The organism is Streptomyces tyrfis, from assembly GCF_037034285.1.
Taxonomy (GTDB): domain Bacteria; phylum Actinomycetota; class Actinomycetes; order Streptomycetales; family Streptomycetaceae; genus Streptomyces.
Map to the genome: position 1 here is coordinate 25,003 of NZ_JBAGJZ010000047.1, position 19,451 is coordinate 44,453.

Genomic DNA, 19,451 nt, shown 5'->3' on the forward strand with positions numbered 1-19,451 from the left:
ACAGAGCCAGGGCTTCAGAGAAGCCGCTGTTCCTGTGGTTAAGAACCTATGGTGATAACTGGCGCGGGCGCAAACTGTTTTTTCGACGAGTTTTCCTCATGCCTCCCCAGGGGCGTCCGGAAGCGCTTCCTCCCCCGTTCCACCTGCGCAAATGGCCAGGACCGCGGTTCCGAACCGGTTGAGCTTCCGCGTGCCGACGCCGGAGATCACCGCCAGTTCGCCCGCGGTCGCCGGCACCGCCTCGGCGATCGCCATCAGCGTCTTGTCCGTGAACACGCAATAGGTGGGCTGGCCGATCTCCTTCGCCCTGACCGCGCGCCAGTCGCGCAGCCGCTCGTACAGCGCCTCGTCCATGTCGGACGGGCAGTCGTCGCAGCGCATCAGTTTCATCTCGCCCGCGTCGGTGAGGGGCTTCCGGCAGACCCGGCAGCGGGCCGGGCTGCGCCGGGTACGCCTCGCGACCGGCCCGGTGTGCCGTTCGACGCCTGCGCCGACCCCGCTCGTCGCGGCGGGAGCGCCGTGGGCCGTGGTACCGGCGCGCAGCCCGGTCAGGAACCGGCTCGGGCGGCGGCCGGGGCGTCCGCCCGGCGAGCGGGAGAGGGACCACGACAGCGACAGGTGGAGGCGGGCCCGGGTAATGCCGACGTAGAGCAGTCGGCGTTCCTCCTCGATCTGCTCGTCCGTCCTGGCGTAGGCGATCGGCAGCATGCCCTCGTTCAGTCCGACCAGGAACACGGCGTCCCATTCCAGGCCCTTCGCGGAGTGCAGCGAGGCGAGGGTGACTCCCTGGATCGTGGGGGCGTGCTGGGCGGCGGCCCGTTCGTCGAGCTCCGCCACCAGGTCGGAGAGCGTCGCGCCCGGCCGGGCGCGGGCGAAGTCCTCGGCGAGCCGGACCAGCGCGGCGAGGGACTCCCAGCGGTCGCGCACCGCTCCGGAGCCCGCAGGCGGCTGCGGGGTCCAGCCCTTGGTGGAGAGCACCGCGCGCACCTGCGCGGGCAGGTCCTCCGCGTCGTCCAGCAGGGGGTCGTTGCCTCCCGCGCGGGCCGCGCCGCGCAGGGCCACGCCCGCCTCCCGCACCTCCGCCCGCTCGAAGAAGCGCTCCGCCCCGCGCAGCTGGTAGGGCACGCCCGCGTCGGCCAGCGCCTGTTCGTAGACCTCGGACTGGGAGTTGACCCGGTAGAGCACCGCGATCTCGCCGGCCGGGACGCCCGCGGCGATCAGCTCGCGGACCCTGCGGGCGGTGCCCTCCGCCTCGGCGGGCTCGTCCGCGTACTCCGTGCGGACGGGTTCCGGGCCGGGGGCGCGCTGCGAGATCAGCTCCAGCCGGTGTTGGGCGGCGCGGCCGCGGGCCTGGCCGAGCAGTCCGTTGGCCAGATGGACGACCTGGGGGGTGGAGCGGTAGTCGCGGACGAGTCTGACGACGGTCGCACCGGGGTGGCGGGTGCGGAAGTCCAGCAGGTGTTCGGGGGTGGCCCCGGTGAAGGAGTAGATCGTCTGGCTGGCGTCGCCGACGACGCACAGGCTGTCCCGGTCGCCGAGCCAGAGGTCGAGCAGGCGCTGCTGGAGCGGGCTGACGTCCTGGTACTCGTCGACCACGAAGTGCTGGTACTGGCGGCGGACGTGCTCCGCGATGTCGTGGCGGTCCTGGAGGACGGCGACGGTGAGCAGCAGCACGTCCTCGAAGTCGATCACGGAGTGATCGCGCTTCAGCTGTTCGTACATGGCGTAGATCTGGGAGATCTCGGCGGGGTCGCGCGGGGGCTCCCGATGGGCCCTGGCGGCCGCGGCCGGGTAGTCGGCGGGCACGGTCTGGGTGACCTTGGCCCATTCGATCTCGCCGGTGACGTCGCGCAGCTCGTTGCGGTCGAGCCGGACGCGGCAGCGGGCGGCCGCGTCCGCGACCAGCTGGACCTTGCGCTCGACCAGGCGCGGCAGCTCGCCGCCGACCGCCTTCGGCCAGAAGTACTGGAGCTGGCGCAGGGCGGCGGAGTGGAACGTGCGGGCCTGGACTCCGCCGGCGCCGAGCTGGCGCAGCCGGCCGCGCATCTCGCCCGCGGCCCGGTTGGTGAAGGTGACGGCGAGCACGCTCGTCGGCTGGAGTATTCCCGCGCGCACCCCGTAGGCGATGCGATGGGTGATCGCACGCGTCTTTCCCGTACCGGCGCCGGCCAGCACGCACACCGGGCCGTGCAGGGCCGTGGCGACCTCACGCTGCTCGGGGTCCAGCCCGTCGAGCACGGCGTCGGCCGACTCGGGGACCGGTGGGAAGAGGGGGGAATGCGTTGCTGCTGTCACCCCGCCATGCTGCCAGGTCGCGCGGGGCCGGCGCGGGGCTCGTCCACAGGGGCACCTCGTCCGTCGGATGAACGGTCCGTCGCATGAGTCGTATGAACCGTATGAGAGTCCGTCGCCGGGCGGGGAGTCCGTCGCTCGGGCCGTGGCGGTCCCGGTGTGACCGGTGTGAGATGTGCCCGGTCGGGGCGGTGGCGGGAATGGCGGTCGGCTCGCGTACGTTGCCCATCCGAGCGGACCGAGCTGGGCCGCGGAGACGGACGAGACAGAGGAGCGGGAAGAGATGACGGGCACTGTGACGATGTACAGCACCACGTGGTGCGGCTACTGCCGTCGGCTCAAGAGCCAGATGGACCGCGAGGGCATCGCGTACAAGGAGATCAACATCGAGCAGGACCCGGAGTCCGCGGCCTTCGTCGAGAAGGCCAACGGGGGCAACCAGACCGTCCCCACCGTCCTGGTGGTCGGCTCCACGGGCGCCGAGGCCGTGATGACGAACCCGTCCCTGGCCCAGGTCAAGCAGGCGCTCGCCGCCTGATCCGCCGCCCGTCCGGCCTCGGCACGCGTACGCGGAGACGAGTCGCCCCGACGAAACGCCCCTCTCCGGGATCCGTCCCTCGGTGAGGGGCGTTAGGGGGTGTCTGACAAACACCTGCGGCGTCGCGGGGTCCGGCACGCACTCATTTATCAGTCACCCCCTAGCGCGACCGCACGGCGTGCTCGGGCGACGCCCGCCCGGCACGTCCGGTCGGCGCCGCTCGGCATGCTCGGACGACGCCCGTCGGCGTGCTCAGCCGACGCCGCCCGGCTTGGGCAGCGGCTTCCCGTACCAGATCTCGATCAGGCGGGACGCGATCGAGATGCCGTACGGGGGCAGGATCTCGCCCGACTCGAAGGCCTCGGTCAGCTCCTCGCGGGAGAACCAGCGGGCCTCCTCGATCTCCTCGCCGTCGACGTCGATCTCGGAGGAGGTCGCCCGGGCCATGAAGCCGAGCATCAGGCTGGACGGGAACGGCCAGGGCTGGCTGGCCACGTACTCGACCTCGCCGACGACGATACCCGCCTCCTCGTAGACCTCCCGGGCCACGGACTGCTCGATCGACTCCCCCGGTTCGACGAAGCCGGCGAGCGTCGAGAAGCGGCCCTCCGGCCAGTGCACCTGACGGCCCAGCAGGGCGCGGTCCTGGTCGTCCGTCACCAGCATGATGACCGCGGGGTCGGTGCGCGGGTAGTGCTCGGCGCCGCAGACCGGGCAGCGGCGGATGTGACCGGCCGCCGCGACGACCGTGCGCTCGCCGCAGCGCGAGCAGAAGCGGTGCAGGCGCTGCCAGTTCTCCAGGGCCACCGCGTGCACCATCAGTCCGGCGTCGCGGGGGCCGAGCAGCGTCCCGGCCTCGCGCAGTCCGGCCGGGCGGGCCGGCTGGTCCATGCGGCCGGGCAGCGAGTCCTTCTGGAGCGCGAAGTAGCTGACCCCGTCCGCGTCGGTGCCCAGGAAGTAGCGGTGGGTCTCGGTGACCGGGGCCTCGAAGGCCGGCGTCATGACGATCTCGGTGCCGCCGTCGGCGGTGTCGTCGATCAGCACCTGCCCGCCGGAGACGACGAACACACGCGTGGTCGGGTGGCTCCACGCGGCGGCCAGCCACGCCTCGTCGAGACGGTGGTGCGCCGCGCGGTCGATGCCGCTGGGCGCCGTCAGACCGATGGGACGGTCCATGGCGGCGTTGTCGAAGGTGCTCACAGGTGCTTCCTACTCCCCCGGGACGGTTCGGGTGTTCACGGGACTCAGCGGAGTGCGGCGGCCAGTTCGCCCCACAGGTGGGCGCTCGTCTCCACGCCCTTGAACAGCAGGTCCAGTTCGACCTTCTCGTTGGGGGCGTGCCAGCCGTCGGAGGGTACGGAGATGCCCAGGAAGAGGACGGGGGCGCCGAGCACGTCCTGGAGATCGGCGGCGGGCCCCGAACCGCCTTCGCGGGTGAAGAGGATCTTCCGGCCGAAGGCCCGTCCCATGGCGCGGGAGACCGCCTGGAGGGCCGGGTGGTCCAGCGGGGTGAGGCAGGGACGGGTGGCCGGGGAGAAGCTGATCCGGTGCCGGATGCCGGCCGGGATCCGGGCCTGGGCCCAGGCGCGGACCATCTGCTGGACGTGGGCCGGGTCCTGGCCCGCGACCAGCCGGAAGCTGATCTTCACCAGGGCGGAGGACGGGATGATCGTCTTGCTTCCGGCGCCCTGGTAGCCGCCGCCGATGCCGTTGACCTCGGCGGTGGGACGGGCCCAGACGCGCTCCAGCGTGGAGTAGCCGGCCTCGCCGGACGCCGCGCGGGACTTGGCGGTCCGCAGCCAGGCGTCCTCGTCGAAGGGCAGTTCGGCGAAGAGGGCCCGCTCGGTGTCGGTGAGCTCCGTCACGCCGTCGTAGAAGCCGGGGACCGCGACCCGGCCGTCCGCGTCGTGCAGGGCGGCGACGAGCCGGGCGACGGCGGTCGCGGGGTTGGGGACGGCGCCGCCGAACGAACCGGAGTGGATGTCCTGCTCGGGGCCGTGGAGCTCGATCTCGCACTCGGCGAGGCCGCGCATGCCCGTGCAGACCGTGGGCGTGTTCTCGTCCCACATGCCGGTGTCGGAGACGATCACGGCGTCGGCGGCGAGCCGGTCGGCGCGTTCCTCGACGAGGGCGCGGAAGTGCGGCGAGCCGGACTCCTCCTCGCCCTCGATCAGCAGCTTGAGGTTGACGGCGGGGGTGGTGCGGCCGGTGGCGGCGAGGTGGGCGCGGACGCCGAGGGTGTGGAAGAACACCTGCCCCTTGTCGTCGGCGGCGCCCCGCCCGTACACGCGGCCGTCGCGGATCACCGGCTCGAACGGGTCGGTGTCCCAGCCGTCCTCGCGGGCGGCGGGCTGCACATCGTGGTGCCCGTAGACGAGGACGGTGGGGGCGTCCGGGTCGCCGGACGGCCATTCGGCGTAGACCGCGGGTGCGCCCGGGGTGTCCCAGATCTCGGTGACCGGGAAACCGGTCTCCGTCAGCTTGGCGGACAGCCACTCGGCGCTGCGCCGCACGTCACCGGCGTGCTCCGGCTGGGCGGAGACGGACGGGATGCGCAGCCAGTCGACGAGGTCGTCGAGGAAGGCCGCGCGGTGCTGCTCGGTGTACGTGTGGACGGCGCTGTCCGGGGTGTCGCTCATGCCTTTGAGCCTATCGGCCGCCGGTGGGTGGCTCGTCCAGCAGGATCCGCTCCAGCTCCGCCCGGCCCGGGAGCCGGGCGGGGCGGACGGTCTCGCCGGTGCGCACGTACAGGAACGTGGCGGTGACGGCGGTGAGGGGCAGGCCGTGCAGCTCGGCCCAGGCCAGGCGGTAGACGGCGAGCTGGAGGGGGTCGGCGGTGCGGGTGCGGGCGGTCTTCCAGTCGACGATCTCGTACGTGTCCTCCCCGGTGCGGTAGACGGCGTCGATCCGGCCCCTGATGACCCGGCCCGCGAGGGTGATCTGGAACGGGGTCTCCACCTTGTGGGGGGTGCGGCGGGCGTACGGGGTGCGCTCGAACGCCTCCTTGAGCGCGGCGAGGTCCCGCTCGTCGGCGATCTCGGCGTCGCTCTCCTCGCCGCCGGGCAGCTCGTCGGGGCCGAGCATGGGCAGCGGGAGTTCCTCGAAGCGGGACTCCACCCAGGCGTGGAAGCGGGTGCCCCGGCGGGCCGCCGGCTGCGGCGGCCGGGGCATGGGACGGGCCAGCTCGCGGGCGAAGCCGTCCGGATCGTCCGCCAGCTTCAGCAGCTGGGTCGCGGAGAGCACGGGGGGTACGAGGACGTCGCGCACGGCGGCGCGCGCGCGGCGCAGTTCGCCGGCGAGGGCGTCGAGGTCGCGGTCCCAGGAGGCGAGCACCCGGGCCTCCTCGGGGGTCGGGCGCGTCTCCCCGGCGGGGGGCGGTACGGGGACGGGGACGCCCGGGGCGGGCGCCCCGGGCGGTGGCTCCGGCGGGGCGGAGGGGCCCGGGGCGGGAGTCACCGGCGGGGGGTCGGCCGGGGCCGCCGGGGCGGGGATGCCCGGGAGTTCCGGCGGGGTGGAGGGGCGTTCCGTCGGCAGGGCGTCCCAGTCGTCGAGCGCGCCGGGGTACGCCTCGTCGTCGAATGCGCCGGGGTACGCCTCGTCGTCGGTCGCGCCGGGGTACGTCTCGTCGTCGGTCGCGCCGGGGTACGTCTCGTCGGGGTACTCGGCGTCGGGCCAGGCGCCATCGGGGTACTCGGCGTCGGGCCGGGCCTCGTCGGCGTATGCCCCGTCGCGGGCGTACGCGCCGTCGGCGTATGCCCCGTCGGCGGGGCGCGTGTCCCCGGGGGGCCGCCCGGGGGCGGAGGGGACGTCGTACGGATCGTCCGGGGCCTCCGGGGCGCTCCGGCGCCGGTCGCCGTCGTACGGGCGCGGCACGGCGGCGCGCGTCCCGTGCGCGTCCGGCTCCCCGGTCCCGGTCGCGCCCAGGGCGTCCAGATGGGCCAGCACCGTCTTCGCGGCGGCCCTGCGGCGGGCCAGGGCGGTGTCGTCGAGGGGCAGCGGCCACGTCCGGTCGGCCTGCCGCTCCTCCAGCGCCGGGTTCTCCTCGTCCTCGGCCGGTTCGTCGGCCCAGACCTCGATCTCGCCGTGTCCGGCCGCGCAGTGCTCGTACAGGGCGTGCAGGAAGGCGGACGGGCCGCGCGGCTTCTTCTGGGCCGGCCCCCACCAGTGGCCGGAACCGAGCAGCAGGGACCGGGGCCGGGTGAAGGTCACGTATCCCAGGCGGAGCTCCTCGGTGTGCTGGTGCTCCTTCATCGCCTCCTTGAAGCCCTTGAGCCCCTTGGCGTCCGGGGTGTGGAGCGCGGGGAGCGTGGCCGCGTCCCCGCGCAGGGCGTGCGGGAGGACCTGGGGCTGGGAGGTCCAGGCGTCGCGGGACTGGCCGCTGGGGAACTGTCCGGCGACCAGGCCGGGCACCGCGACGATGTCCCACTCCAGGCCCTTGGACTTGTGCGCGGTGAGGACCTTGACGGTGTTCTCGCCGCCGGGCAGGGCGTTGTCCAGGCCCTTCTCGTACTGCGCGGCGGTGCGCAGGAAGCCCAGGAAGGCGAGAAGGGTGGCCTCGCTCTCGACGGCGGCGAAGCGGGCCGCCACGTCGAGGAAGTTGGCCAGGGTCTCGCGGCGGCGGGCGGCCAGCGCGTGCGGCGAGGCGGAGAGCTCGACCTCCAGGCCGGTGGTGGCGAGGACCCGGTGCAGCACGTCCATGAGGGGGTCGGCCAGGGAGCGGCGCAGCTCGCGGAGCTCGGCGGCCAGCCGGGCGAAGCGGACGCGGGCCTCGGCGGAGAACGGCAGCCCGTCGTCCGCCTCCCCGCCCGATTCGAGGAAGGTGTCCAGCGCGTCGGCGAGCGAGATCACCTCGGCCGGGTCGGTGCCCTCGACGGCCTCGGCGAGGCGTCGGTCGGGGTCGGGGGCGTCCTCGCCGTCGAGCCCCGCGCGGTGTACGAGAAGACGGGCCCGGCGGCCGAGGAGGGCCAGGTCACGGGGGCCGATCCGCCAGCGGGGGCCGGTGAGGAGCCGGACCAGGGAGGCGTTGGCCCCCGGGTCCTGGAGCACCTCGCAGACCGCGACGAGATCGGCCACCTCCGGCAGGTGCAGCAGCCCGGACAGGCCGACGACCTCGACGGGGACGTCGCGGTCCACCAGCGCGGCCTGGATCTCCGGGAAGTCCCCGGCGGTGCGGCAGAGGACGGCGATCTCGCCGGGGTGCGTCCCGGTCCGTACGAGGTGGGCGATGGAGTCCGCGATCCAGTCGATCTCCTCGGCGTGGGTGCGCAGCAGGGCGCAGCGCACAGTGCCGTCGCGCTCGGCGCCGGGGGCGGGGCGCAGGGCCTCGACGCCCTCGTGCATGGCGCGCAGGGGGGCGGCGAGGCCGTTGGCGAGGTGGAGGAGGCGGCCGCCGCTGCGGCGGTTCTCGCTGAGGGAGTAGCGGGTGGCGGGGGTGCCGTCGGCGTGCGGGAAGTGGCGCGGGAAGTCGTCGAGGTTGGCGACGGAGGCGCCGCGCCAGCCGTAGATCGCCTGGCAGGGGTCGCCTACGGCGGTGACCGCGTGGCCGGTCGGCGCGGGGTCCGCCGGCCGCACCCGGCCGCCCCCTTCCCTCTCCACGGTCCTGGCCCCGGGACCGTTCCCAGGGCCGTTCCCGTATGCGGTCCGGTCCCCGGGACCGTCCCCCGCCGCTTCCTCCGCTTCGGCCGCTCCGGCCGCTTTCTCCGCTTCGGCCGCTCCGGCCGCTTTCTCCCCTTCGGCCGATCCGGTTGTTTCCGCCGCTCCCGCCGGGCCTCGGCCGAAGAGGGCGGAGAGCAGGAGGCGCTGGGCGACCGAGGTGTCCTGGTACTCGTCCAGCAGCACGACCCGGAACTCGTCGCGCAGGATCGCGCCGACCTCGGGGCGGGTCAGCGCCAGTTCGGCGGAGAGCGCGATCTGGTCGCCGAAGTCGAGGAGGTCGCGGCTCCGCTTGGCCGCGCGGTAACGCCGGGTCAGGTCCAGCAGCTCGCGGCGGGCCCGCGCGGTCTCGGGGATCTTGCGCAGCTCGGCGTTGCTGAGCCGGGCCGTTTCGAGCGTGTCGAGCAGCCCGGTGTCGTACGCGGTGAGCGCCTCGGGGCGTACGAGGTGCTCGGCCAGCTCGCCGTCGAGGGCCAGCAGATCGCTGACCAGCGTGGCGAACGACCTGGTCAGGGCCGGGTACGGGCCGGGGGCCTCGCGCAGCACGCGGGCGGCGAGCTGGTAGCGGGTGGCGTCGGCGAGGAGGCGGGTGGTGGGTTCCAGGCCGATGCGCAGCCCGTGCTCGGTGAGGAGCCGGCCGGCGAACGCGTGGTACGTGGAGATGCTCGGCTCGCCGGGCGGGTCGTCCGGGTCGATGACGTCGGGATCGGTGACCCCGGCGGCGACGAGGGCCTTGCGGACGCGTTCGGCGAGCTCGCCCGCCGCCTTGTTGGTGAAGGTGAGGCCGAGGACCTGCTCGGGGGCGACCTGTCCGGTGCCCACCAGCCACACCACCCGCGCGGCCATCACCGTGGTCTTGCCCGAGCCGGCGCCGGCGACGATCACCTGCGGGGCGGGCGGCGCGGTGATGCAGGCCGTCTGCTCCGGGGTGAACGGGATCCCGAGGAGTTCCTTGAGCTGTTCGGGATCGGTGATACGCGGGGACACCCGATCGAGGCTAACCGCCCGCGCCGACAACGGGCGCCGTCGGCGGCCCCGGGCTCGCTCCGCCCCGCGGTTCGCGTTCGCCTCGGGCGGGCTCGCCGCGCCGCGCGGGTCCGTTCCGCCTCACGGGCTCACTCCACGATGTGCCGGCCCTCGGGCCGCGCGCTGCACGAGGCGCGGAAGGCGCAGTTCGTGCAGTGCTGGCCCGTCGTGGGGGTGAAGCGTTCGTCCAGGACCCGTCCGGCGGCCGTGGCCAGCAGCTCGGACACCCACTCCCCGGAGAGCGGCTCCTGGGCCTGCACCTTGGGCAGGGCGTCGCCGCCCTCCTTCTTCGGGGCGGGCTGGCGCAGCTGTACGAGTTCCGCGCCGCCCGGCTCGGGGCGGCGGCCGTCGAAGACCTCGTCGACGGCTCCCTCCCGCACGGCCAGCTGGTACACGGCGAGCTGGGGGTGGCGCGCGACCTCGTCCCTGGTGGGCGACTGCTTGCCGGTCTTGAAGTCGACGACGTACGCCCGGCCCTCGGCGTCCCGCTCGACCCGGTCCATGGAGCCCCGGATGCGTACCCGGTACTCCCCCGCCTCCAGCGTCACGTCGAAGTCGTGCTCGCTCGCGGCGTGGGTGCGTCCGGCGCGGTCCATGACGTGCCAGCGCAGGAAGCGTTCGAGGGCGATCCGGGCCTGTTCCTTCTCCTGCCGGGACTTCCAGGGGGCGTCGAAGGCGAGGCCGTCCCAGACCGAGTCCAGCCGTTCCATCAGGACGGCCAGGTCGGCGGGGGTGCGTCCGGAGGCGACCTCGTCGGCGAGTACGTGGATGACGTTGCCGAACCCCTGGGCGGCGGTGGCCGGGGCGTCCGCCTTGACCTCGCGGCCGAGGAACCACTGGAGCGCGCAGGTGTGGGCGAGCTGGTCCAGGGCGCTGCCGGAGAGGGCGACGGGCCGGTCCCGGTCGCGGAGCGGGACGGCGGAACGGGTCGGCTCGTCCAGCCCCCACCAGCGGTGCGGGTGGGCGGCGGGGACGAGCGGCCGGCCCTCGTCGTCGGTGAGCGCGGCGAGGCGGGCGAGACGGCGGGCGGCCTCCTCGCGCAGGACGTCGGAGGCGTCCGGGTCGACGGTGGTGGCGCGGAGTTCGGCGACGAGCGCGGCGACGGAGAGCGGGCGGCGCGGGCGGCCGGCGATGTCGCGCGGTTCCTCTCCGAGCTCCGTGAGGAAGCGGGACGGCTGGTCGCCGTCGTCGGCGGGCGCCCTGACGGCGGTGACGACGAGACGTTCGCGGGCGCGGGTGGCGGCCACGTAGAACAGTCGGCGTTCCTCGGCGAGCAGGGCGCCGGGGGTGAGCGGTTCGGCGAGGCCGTCGCGGCCGATGCGGTCGGCTTCGAGCAGGGAGCCGCGGCGGCGCAGGTCCGGCCAGAGGCCCTCCTGGACGCCTGCGACGACGACCAGGCGCCACTCCAGCCCCTTGGACCGGTGCGCGGTCATCAGCCGTACGGCGTCGGGGCGCAGCGCGCGCCGGGAGAGGGTGTCCGCGGCGATGTCCTGGGCGTCGACCTCCTCCAGGAAGTTGAGCGCGCCCCGCCCGCCGGTGCGTTCCTCGGCGCGGGCCGCGGTGTCGAAGAGCGCGCAGACTGCGTCGAGGTCGCGGTCGGCGTTGCGGCCGCCGGGGCCGCCGCGCAGCGCGGCGCGTTCCAGCCGCGTGGGCCACGGGGTGCCCGCCCACAGCTCCCACAGCGCCTCCTCCGCCGTGCCGCCGCCTTCGAGCAGCTCGCGCGCCTTGCGCAGGAGCGCGCCGAGGCGCTGGGCGCCGCGGGCGTACGCCGGGTCGTGCGTGACCAGCCGTTCCGGCTCCGCGAGCGCCCGGGCCAGCAGCTCGCCGGAGGGCGGTGGTACGCGGTTCCCGGCGGCGCGCTCCTCGTCGCGCAGGGCCCGGCCGAGGCGGCGCAGGTCGGCCGCGTCCATGGAGCCGAGGGGGGAGGTGAGGAGGGCCAGGGCGGTCTCGGTGTCCAGCCAGGGAGGCTCGGTGGCAGGGGTCTCGGACCCGGCGGCAGGGGTCTCGGACCCGGCGGCAGGGGTCTCGGACCCGGCGGCTTCGGCGGCGGGGGCCGTGGGTTCAGAGGCAGCCGTGGGCCCGGAGGCAGGGGCCTCGGGTCCGGCCGCGCCATCGGCCTCGTCGGTCCCGGCCGCGCTGTCGGACGCGTCGGCCTCGGCCGCGCCGTCGGCCTCGCCGATCCCGGGAGCGCCCTCGGCCTCGGCGGCCCCGGAAGCGCCCGCGTATGCGTCGGCGCCCGTCGCGCCCGTCGCGCCCGGCGCGCCCGTCACATCTGGTGCCACCGGCGCGCCCGGCGCACTCCGGCGCAGGGCCGCCGTGGCGACGGCGCGCAGGGCGGTCAGCAGCGGGGCCACGGCGGGCTCATGGCGCAGCGGGAGGTCGTCGCCGTCGACCTCCAGCGGGACGCCGGCCGAGGTCAGGGCGCGGCGGAGCGGGGGGATCATGCGGCCCCCGGCCCGTACCAGCACCGCCATCTCGTGCCAGGGGACGCCGTCCTCCAGATGGGCCCGGCGCAGCAGGTCCGCGATGTTCTCCAGCTCGGCGGAGGCGGTGGGGTACGTGTACGCCTCCACGCCGCCGCCCTCGCGGACCGCGGTGAGGTCCCGGTGGGCGCGGGCCTGGGCCGAGGGCAGCCGGGGCAGCGGCATCCGGCGGGTCAGCAGCCGGGTGGCGGCCAGCAGCTCTTCGCCGGAACGGCGCGAGGTGGTGAGGACGGCGACCGGGGCCGGGGTGCCGTCCGCCCGGCGGAAGGTGTCCGGGAAGTCGAGGATGCCGTTCACGTCGGCGCCCCGGAACGCGTAGATCGACTGGTCGGGGTCGCCGAAGGCGATCAGGTCCCGGCCGTGCGCGGCGCCCGACGCGCTCCCCCGGGTGGGCGCGGCGCCGGGCGCGCTCCCCCGGGCGCCGCCGTGCGCGCCGTGCGCGCCGTGCGCGCGGGAGCCGCCCCCGGCGCCCGGGCCGCTCCTCCGGTCGCCGGCCAGCGCGTGCAGCAGCCGCACCTGCGACGGGTCGGTGTCCTGGTACTCGTCGACGTACACCGCGTCGTACCGGTCCGCCAGCTCCGCCGACACCTCGGGGCGCTCCGCGAGCAGCACGGCCCGGTGGACCAGTTCCGCGTAGTCCAGCACCCCCTGGGCGTCCAGCACATCCAGGTACTCGGCCAGGAACCGGGCCGCCGCCCCCCAGTCGGGCCGCCCGGTGCGGCGGGCGAAGTGGGCCAGCGCGTCCGGACCCAGGCCCAGCTCGCGGCTGCGGGCGAGCACCGCCCGCACCTCGTCCGCGAAGCCGCGGGTGGTCAGGCAGGCCCGCAGTTCGTCGGGCCAGCGGATGTGCGGGAAGCCGTCCCGCTCCAGTTCCAGCTGGCCGGCGAGCAGCTCGCGGACGGTGACGTCCTGCTCCGGGCCGGACAGCAGCCGCATCGGTTCGGCGAAGAGGTCGGCGTCCTGGTGGGCGCGGACCAGCGCGTAGCAAAAGGAGTGGAAGGTGGTGGCCTGCGGGCTGCGGGTCGCCCCCATCCGGACGGCCATCCGGTCGCGGAGCTCCACGGCGGCCTTGCGGCTGAAGGTGAGGACCAGCACGCGGGCCGGGTCGCCGCCGCGCGCCACGCGGGCGGCGACCGCCTCGACCAGCGTGGTCGTCTTGCCCGTGCCGGGGCCGGCGAGCACCAGGAGCGGGCCTCCGGGGTGGTCAACCACGGCACGCTGTGCCGCGTCCAGGAGAGGGGGATCCACGGAGCCCGGCGGGGTGCGCACCAGTCGGAACGCGCCCGGGGTCCGCTGCCGTGCCGGACGGTGCGGACTGTGTCGGGTGGTGGAGGAGCTCACGTGGATCGCCGGTCCTGGTGGGTGTACGGGTCGGTGTGCTGGTGAGGGCTGGTGGGGTACGGGTGACGGGGGTGCGGCGCATGCCGGGAACTGACGACGCTACGCCAGTGGGGGCATGGGGCGGAGCGGGTCGGCCGCGTGCCTCGTCACGTTCCGGGCCCCGGGCAGGGGCGCGCGCCGTGCCGGGCAGGGCGCTCCGCACCGCCCTACGCGCTGCTCCGCGCCGTGTGCGCCGTGCCGGGCGGCGTCGCCCGCCCGCGCCGTCGTACGCCCCGTTCACCGGCCGACCGTGTCGTAGCTCACGCGCGCGGTCGTGCGCCCCGTCGCGTTCGGTGTTCCGGGGGTTCCAGGGGGATTTCCGGGCCGCGGCGCGCATCCCGCGCAGGTCGTCCGGCGGGTCGTACGGGCCCGCCGCCGCCCGTTGTGCCCCCGAATGGCCCAAGCTGTCAGATGTGAGCACCTCCGTTCCCGTCCTCGCCCGCGTCGGCGCCGCCGATGGCGCCGTCCCACCGTGCCCGCCGCATGTCGAGCCGCGGCAGATGGCCCTCCGCGCCGCGCGACGCCTCGCGCAGCGGGGTGTTCTCCTCGCGGTAGTGGTCCAGTGCCCGCAGTTCGTGGCCGGGCAGCAGGGTCCCGTCGGCGCGCACCACGCGCCACCAGGGCACCGCGCCGCCGTAGAGCGCCATGACCCGGCCGACCTGGCGCGGGCCGCCGTCGCCCAGCCACTCCGCGATGTCCCCGTACGTCATGACACGGCCGGGCGGAATCAGCTCGGCGACGTCGAGCACCCGCTCCGCGTACTCGGGGAGCGCGTCGGCCGCCGGGAACGCCTCGGCCTCGTGTTCCCGGAGCCCGTCGTGCTCCGGAAGCGCGTCGTGCTCCAGAAGCGCGTCGTGGTCGGGGAACGCGTCGGTCCTGCGCTCCGGGAGCGCGTCGGCCGCCGGGGCGCCGCCCGCCCCGCCGGCGTCCGCCCCGCCGCCGCGCGGTCCGTCCGCGCCCCTCTGCTCGGCGCCCGTTCCGTCGGCGCCCATCCGGTGCTGGCTCATCCTGGCCATCCTGCCGTACGCCACCGACAGCCCGGTCCGGCCCGTGTGCGCCCGCTCACAGGGCGTGCGCGCGGAGGCAAAGGAGCGTATGTTGCGCTTCGCGTGTCCGCGCGGTACACCCTGATGCCCTTCTCCGTCGCCGGGCCGTGCCACCATCGTGCAGGCGGTGACCGGTGATACGAGAACACGAAGAACACTCAGAGGCGACTAAGGAGCAGGGCGTGCAGCCACCGAAGGCGGCGGACGCCCCTGACGCCGAACCGCACCCGGAGTCGCCGAGCGGACCCGCCGAACCGCGGCGGGCGGCGCCGGGCGGCTCCGCCGGCGCCGAGCCGCCCGGACACCCGTCCGGCTCCACGCTCTCCACCGTCGCGGCGGAGCAGGCCGAGCGCGTCTCGGGCGACGAGCCGCTGCTGCCCGCCCGGGTGCACCGCCCCTCCGACCTCATGCGGCTGCTCATCGGCGTGCTGGCGATCGCGATCCTGTTCGCGATCGCCGCGTTCGCCCACGGCACCACCGCCGGTCTCGAACAGGACATCCACAAGGGCACCGGCCAGGCGCCGGACGTGCTGATCAAGCTCGCCGGTCTGGTCTCCAGCATCGCCGTGCTGCTGGTCCCGGTCGTCTTCGCCATCGAGCGGCTGATCAAACGCGACGGCCTGCGGATCGCGGACGGGGTGCTCGCCGCGGTACTGGCGCACGGGGTCACGCTCGCCGCCGACCTCTGGGTGGCCAAGTCGGCCCCCGGCACCATCAAGGACGCGCTGACCCAGCCTCAGCCCGGGGACGCGCTCACCGATCCGGTGCACGGCTATCTCGCCCCGGTGATCGCCTATATGACGGCGGTCGGCATGGCGAGACGGCCGCGCTGGCGGGTCGTGCTGTGGGTGGTGCTGCTGCTCGACGCGTTCGCCATGCTGGTGGGCGGCTTCACCACCCCGTTCTCGATCGTCCTCACGGTGCTGATCGGCTGGAGCGTGGCGTACGGCACGCTCTACGCGGTCGGCTCGCCCAACGTACGGCCGACCGGTCAGCACCTGATGGCCGGTCTGCGCCGGGTCGGCTTCCACCCCGTCACCGCGATGCGCGCCGAGGACGCGCCCGACTCCGGCGACCAGAGCGACCGGGGACGCCGCTATCTGGTCACCCTTGAGGACGGGCCGCCGCTCGACGTGACGGTCGTCGACCGCGAGCAGCAGGCCCAGGGCTTCTACTACCGGGTGTGGCGCAGGCTGACCCTGCGCGGCATCACCCAGCGCCGTTCGATCCAGTCGCTGCGTCAGGCACTGGAGCAGGAGGCGCTGCTCGCGTACGCGGCGATCGCCGCCGGGGCCAACGCGCCCAAGCTGATCGCGACCTCCGAGCTCGGGCCCGACGCCGTGATGCTGGTCTACGAGCACATCGGCGGCCGTTCCCTGGACGCGCTGGCGGACACGGAGATCACCGACGAGCTGCTGCACGGCGCCTGGCGGCAGGTGAAGGCGCTTCAGTCGCGGCGCATCGCGCACCGCAGGCTCACGGGCGACGCCATCCTGGTGGATCGTTCCGGCACGGTGTTCGTCACCGATCTGCGCGGCGGCGAGATCGCGGCGGGCGATCTGGTGCTGCGGATGGACGTGGCCCAGCTGCTGACCACCACGGGGCTGCGGGTGGGTGCCGAGCGTGCCGTCGCCGGTGCGCTGGCGGTGCTGGGACCGGACGCGGTGGCGGACTGTCTGCCGCTGCTCCAGCCGATCGCGCTGAGCCGCTCCACCCGGGCCACCCTGCGACGGCTCGGCCGGGAACGGGCGCAGCGCGAGCGCGAGGCGGTGCTCGCGGCCTCGGACGCGGCCCGGCACGCCCGGGCTCCGGAGCCCGGGGCGGCCGAGGCGGACGCCGCCGACGCGACCGCCGACCGCAAGGCCGCCCGCAAGTCGCTGCGCGTGCAGAAGCAGGCCGAGAAGCGGGCCGTGGACGAGGCGCTGGAGGAGGCGCGCGAGGAGGACCTGCTCTCCCAGATGCGGCAGCAGGTGCTGCGCATCCGGCCGCAGGCGCCGGTCGAGCCGGTCCGGCTGGAGCGCATCAAGGCCCGCACCCTGGTCAGCTGCATCGCCGGCGCGATCGCCGCGTACTTCCTCATCTCCCAGGTGACCCAGGCCGATTTCGGCGCGGTCGTCGAGCAGGCGGAGTGGGGCTGGGTGGCGGCCGCGGTCGGCTTCTCGGCGCTCAGCTACGTCGCGGCGGCCATGAGCCTGCTGGGCTTCGTTCCGGAGCGGGTGGCGTTCGGGAGGGCCGTGCTGGCGCAGGTCGCCGGGTCCTTCGTGAAGATCGTCGCCCCGGCGGCGGTCGGCGGCGTGGCGCTGAACACCCGCTTCCTGCAACGGGCCGGGGTGCGTCCGGGGCTCGCCGTGGCGAGCGTCGGAGCCTCGCAGCTGTTCGGCCTCGGCTGTCACATCCTGCTGCTCGCGGCGTTCGGGTATCTGACCGGGACGGAGAAGACGCCGTCCTCGCTCACCCCGTCCAGGACCGTGATCGCCGGGCTGCTGACGGTCGCCGTGCTGGTGCTGGTGGTGACGGCGGTCCCGTTCCTGCGGAAGTTCGTCGTGACGCGGGTGCGGTCGCTGTTCGCCGGGGTCGTTCCGCGCATGCTGGACGTGGTGCAGCGGCCGCAGAAGCTGCTCACCGGGATCGGCGGGATGCTGCTGCTGACCGGTACGTTCGTGATGTGCCTGGACGCGTCGATCCGGGCGTTCAGCGGCCCGGACGTGCCGACGCTGAGTTACGCGAGCATCGCGGTGGTCTTCCTGGCCGGCAACGCGCTGGGGTCGGCGGCGCCCACCCCGGGCGGCATGGGCGCGGTCGAGGGGGCGCTGACGCTGGGGCTGATCGCGGTCGGACTGCCGAAGGAGGTCGCGGCGCCGGCGGTGCTGCTGTACCGGCTGCTGACGCTGTGGCTGCCGGTGCTCCCGGGCTGGCTCTGCTTCAACCATCTGACCCGTAAGGGAGCGCTCTGACGGCTCCGCGCGGGGGCGCCCGCCCCGGCGCGGAGCGGGGACGGACGCCCCGGCGCGAGCCGGAACGGGCGGCGCGCAGGGGTCGCCGGCCGGAGCGGGCGCGCCGAAGCAGGACGTGCGCGGCGAAGCAGGACGCGCGCTGGGCGGCCGAGGCGCGCGGGGGCGGGGGCCGAGGCGCGCCCGGGGCGGCCGGACACCATCGGTGGAATCCGCCACCCGCATGGACCGGTGCCCCGTGCACGGGTTCCGCCCGCGCCACACCATGGGCGCATGAGGACCTCCCCCGCCCTGCGTGCCGCCGCTCTCGCCGCCACCGCCACCGTGCTCCTGCCCCTCGCCGCCTGCTCCGGCGGCGGCGACACCGCCCGGGACCGGACCCGGAACGGTTCCCCGCTCGCGGCGAACGCCGCCGAGGCCGGCAGCGACCCGGGCGGCCTCGGATCCCAGAAGCTGACGTGGAAGCCCTGCCCGGCCCCGTCCCAGGCGCAGGGCGGCGGGAAGGCCCCGACCCCGCTGCCCGGCGGCACCCCCTGGGAATGCGCCACCATGAAGGTGCCGCTCGACTACGCGAGGCCCGGCGGCGAGACGATCGAGCTGGCGCTCATCCGGGCCAGGGCCAAGGACCGGTCCCGGCGGATCGGGTCGCTGGTGTTCAACTTCGGCGGCCCCGGCTCCTCGGGCGTCGCCACCCTGCCCGCCTTCGGCACCGCGTACGACAAGCTGCGCACCCGCTACGACCTGGTCAGCTTCGACCCGCGCGGGGTCGGCCGCAGCGAGGGCGTGAAGTGCCTGACCGACCGGCAGCTCGACGCGCACTACGAGGCCGACGGCACTCCGGACACCCGCGCCGAGGTGAACGACCTCATCAGGGACACCAAGTCGTTCGCCGCGGCCTGCCACAAGAACTCCGGCCGGGAACTCCCCCACCTCGGCACCACCGACGCCGCCCGCGACATGGACCTGCTGCGCCAGGTGCTCGGCGACGAGAAGCTCCACTACTTCGGCATCTCCTACGGCACCGAACTCGGCGGCGTCTACGCCCACCTGTTCCCGAAGAACGTCGGCCGGGCGGTGCTGGACGGGGTGGTCGACCCGACCCTGGACTCCGAGCAGGCGTCGATCGGCCAGGCCAAGGGGTTCCAGCTGGCGCTGGACAACTTCACCAAGGACTGCGCGGCCCGCGGGGACGCCTGCAAGCTCCCCGGTTCCACCGGCAAGGAGGTGGAGCAGGGCATCGCCGGTCTGCTCCACCGACTGGAGAAGCAGCCCATCACCGGACTCGGCTCCCGCCGGCTCACCCAGACCCTCGCCACCACCGGCATCGCGGCGGCCCTCTACTCCAAGTCGACCTGGCCCCTGCTGGAGCAGGGGGTCGACGAGGCCGACGGCGGCAACGGCGGGCTGCTCCTCGCCCTCGCGGACTCGCTCAACGGCCGCTCCCAGGACGGTCGTTACGACAACTCGATGGCCGCGAACACCGCCATCAGCTGCGCCGACTCCAGGCAGCGGTTCACCGCGAACCAGGTCGAGGCGAAGCTCCCGGCGTTCCGGGCCGCCTCCCCGGTCTTCGGCGACTACCTGGGCTGGGGCCTGATGACCTGCACCGGCTGGCCGGTGGCGGGCGCCTGGGAGACCCCGGACGTCAGCGCCCCGGGCGCGCCGCCCATCCTCGTGATCGGCAACACCGGCGACCCGGCCACCCCGTACGCGGGGGCGAAGGCGATGGCCGATGAGCTGGGCAAGGGCGTCGGCGTGCGGCTGACGTACAAGGGCCAGGGGCACGGCGCGTACAACAGCGGCGACGCCTGTGTGCAGAGGACCGTCGGGGACTACCTGTTGAACGGCAAGGTGCCGGCGGCCGGGACCGTCTGCACCTAGGGGGTATTTCGGCTCCCTGGCCGTCCCATACCCATACCCGTACCCGCGCCCCCACCCGCGCCCGCGCTCCCGGCTCCGGCTCTGCGAAAAATCCCCGGCCCGGCCGCGCCCGGCCCTTACCATGGGCGCTTCGCCAGATCGATACATCGGCACATCGGTACGTGTCATCGGCACATCGGTACGTGTATCGGGGAGATCGGGG

The 19,451-nt window shown here is 74.7% G+C and carries 9 protein-coding genes; 3 read left to right on the forward strand and 6 right to left on the reverse strand.

Annotated features, from left to right (window positions below):
- Positions 1 to 96 precede the first annotated feature (96 nt).
- Complete coding sequence (locus WA762_RS28575) at positions 97 to 2,295, reverse strand: ATP-dependent DNA helicase UvrD2 (RefSeq protein ID WP_335939401.1); 2,199 nt, start codon at positions 2,293 to 2,295, stop codon at positions 97 to 99.
- 280 nt (positions 2,296 to 2,575) lie between these two features.
- Here WA762_RS28575 and WA762_RS28580 point away from each other — a divergent pair, with 280 nt between their 5' ends.
- Positions 2,576 to 2,830: a mycoredoxin gene (locus tag WA762_RS28580; RefSeq protein WP_335939402.1), complete on the forward strand. Its 255-nt coding sequence runs from the start codon at positions 2,576 to 2,578 to the stop codon at positions 2,828 to 2,830.
- A gap of 252 nt (positions 2,831 to 3,082) precedes the next feature.
- On the opposite strand, the gene nudC is transcribed toward WA762_RS28580, so the two are convergent.
- The 5 genes from nudC to WA762_RS28605 all read right to left on the reverse strand — a co-directional run bounded on the left by nudC (position 3,083) and on the right by WA762_RS28605 (position 14,216).
- Entirely contained in the window at positions 3,083 to 4,030 is a 948-nt protein-coding gene (nudC, locus tag WA762_RS28585; protein WP_335939403.1) for an NAD(+) diphosphatase, read from the reverse strand.
- A gap of 44 nt (positions 4,031 to 4,074) precedes the next feature.
- Positions 4,075 to 5,469 carry a dipeptidase gene (locus WA762_RS28590; protein ID WP_335939404.1) on the reverse strand — a complete coding sequence of 465 codons (1,395 nt, stop codon included), beginning with the start codon at positions 5,467 to 5,469 and terminating at the stop codon, positions 4,075 to 4,077.
- A gap of 10 nt (positions 5,470 to 5,479) precedes the next feature.
- The gene (locus tag WA762_RS28595; RefSeq protein WP_335939405.1) at positions 5,480 to 9,469 is read right to left on the reverse strand and encodes an ATP-dependent helicase; all 3,990 of its coding nucleotides are present in this window, start codon (positions 9,467 to 9,469) and stop codon (positions 5,480 to 5,482) included.
- A gap of 128 nt (positions 9,470 to 9,597) precedes the next feature.
- The gene (locus WA762_RS28600; protein ID WP_335939406.1) at positions 9,598 to 13,332 is read right to left on the reverse strand and encodes an ATP-dependent helicase; all 3,735 of its coding nucleotides are present in this window, start codon (positions 13,330 to 13,332) and stop codon (positions 9,598 to 9,600) included.
- Positions 13,333 to 13,778: 446 nt separating this feature from the next.
- Positions 13,779 to 14,216, reverse strand: a complete 438-nt coding sequence (locus tag WA762_RS28605) for an MGMT family protein (protein WP_443080709.1) — start codon at positions 14,214 to 14,216, stop codon at positions 13,779 to 13,781.
- 383 nt (positions 14,217 to 14,599) lie between these two features.
- On the opposite strand from WA762_RS28605, the gene WA762_RS28610 reads away from it, so the two are divergent.
- Together WA762_RS28610 and WA762_RS28615 are read left to right on the forward strand one after the other, a co-directional pair.
- Positions 14,600 to 17,371, forward strand: coding sequence for a lysylphosphatidylglycerol synthase transmembrane domain-containing protein (locus WA762_RS28610; protein WP_335939407.1), 2,772 nt, complete (start codon positions 14,600 to 14,602; stop codon positions 17,369 to 17,371).
- 270 nt (positions 17,372 to 17,641) lie between these two features.
- Positions 17,642 to 19,249, forward strand: a complete 1,608-nt coding sequence (locus WA762_RS28615; RefSeq protein ID WP_335939408.1) for an alpha/beta hydrolase — start codon at positions 17,642 to 17,644, stop codon at positions 19,247 to 19,249.
- Positions 19,250 to 19,451 lie beyond the last annotated feature (202 nt).

Excerpts from the sequence above, each read along its gene's own strand:
- WA762_RS28580 (WP_335939402.1), top strand. The coding sequence starts at position 2,576 with ATGACGGGCACTGTGACGATGTACAGCACCACGTGGTGCGGCTACTGC.
- WA762_RS28590 (WP_335939404.1), bottom strand. The coding sequence starts at position 5,469 with ATGAGCGACACCCCGGACAGCGCCGTCCACACGTACACCGAGCAGCAC.
- WA762_RS28615 (WP_335939408.1), top strand. The coding sequence starts at position 17,642 with ATGAGGACCTCCCCCGCCCTGCGTGCCGCCGCTCTCGCCGCCACCGCC.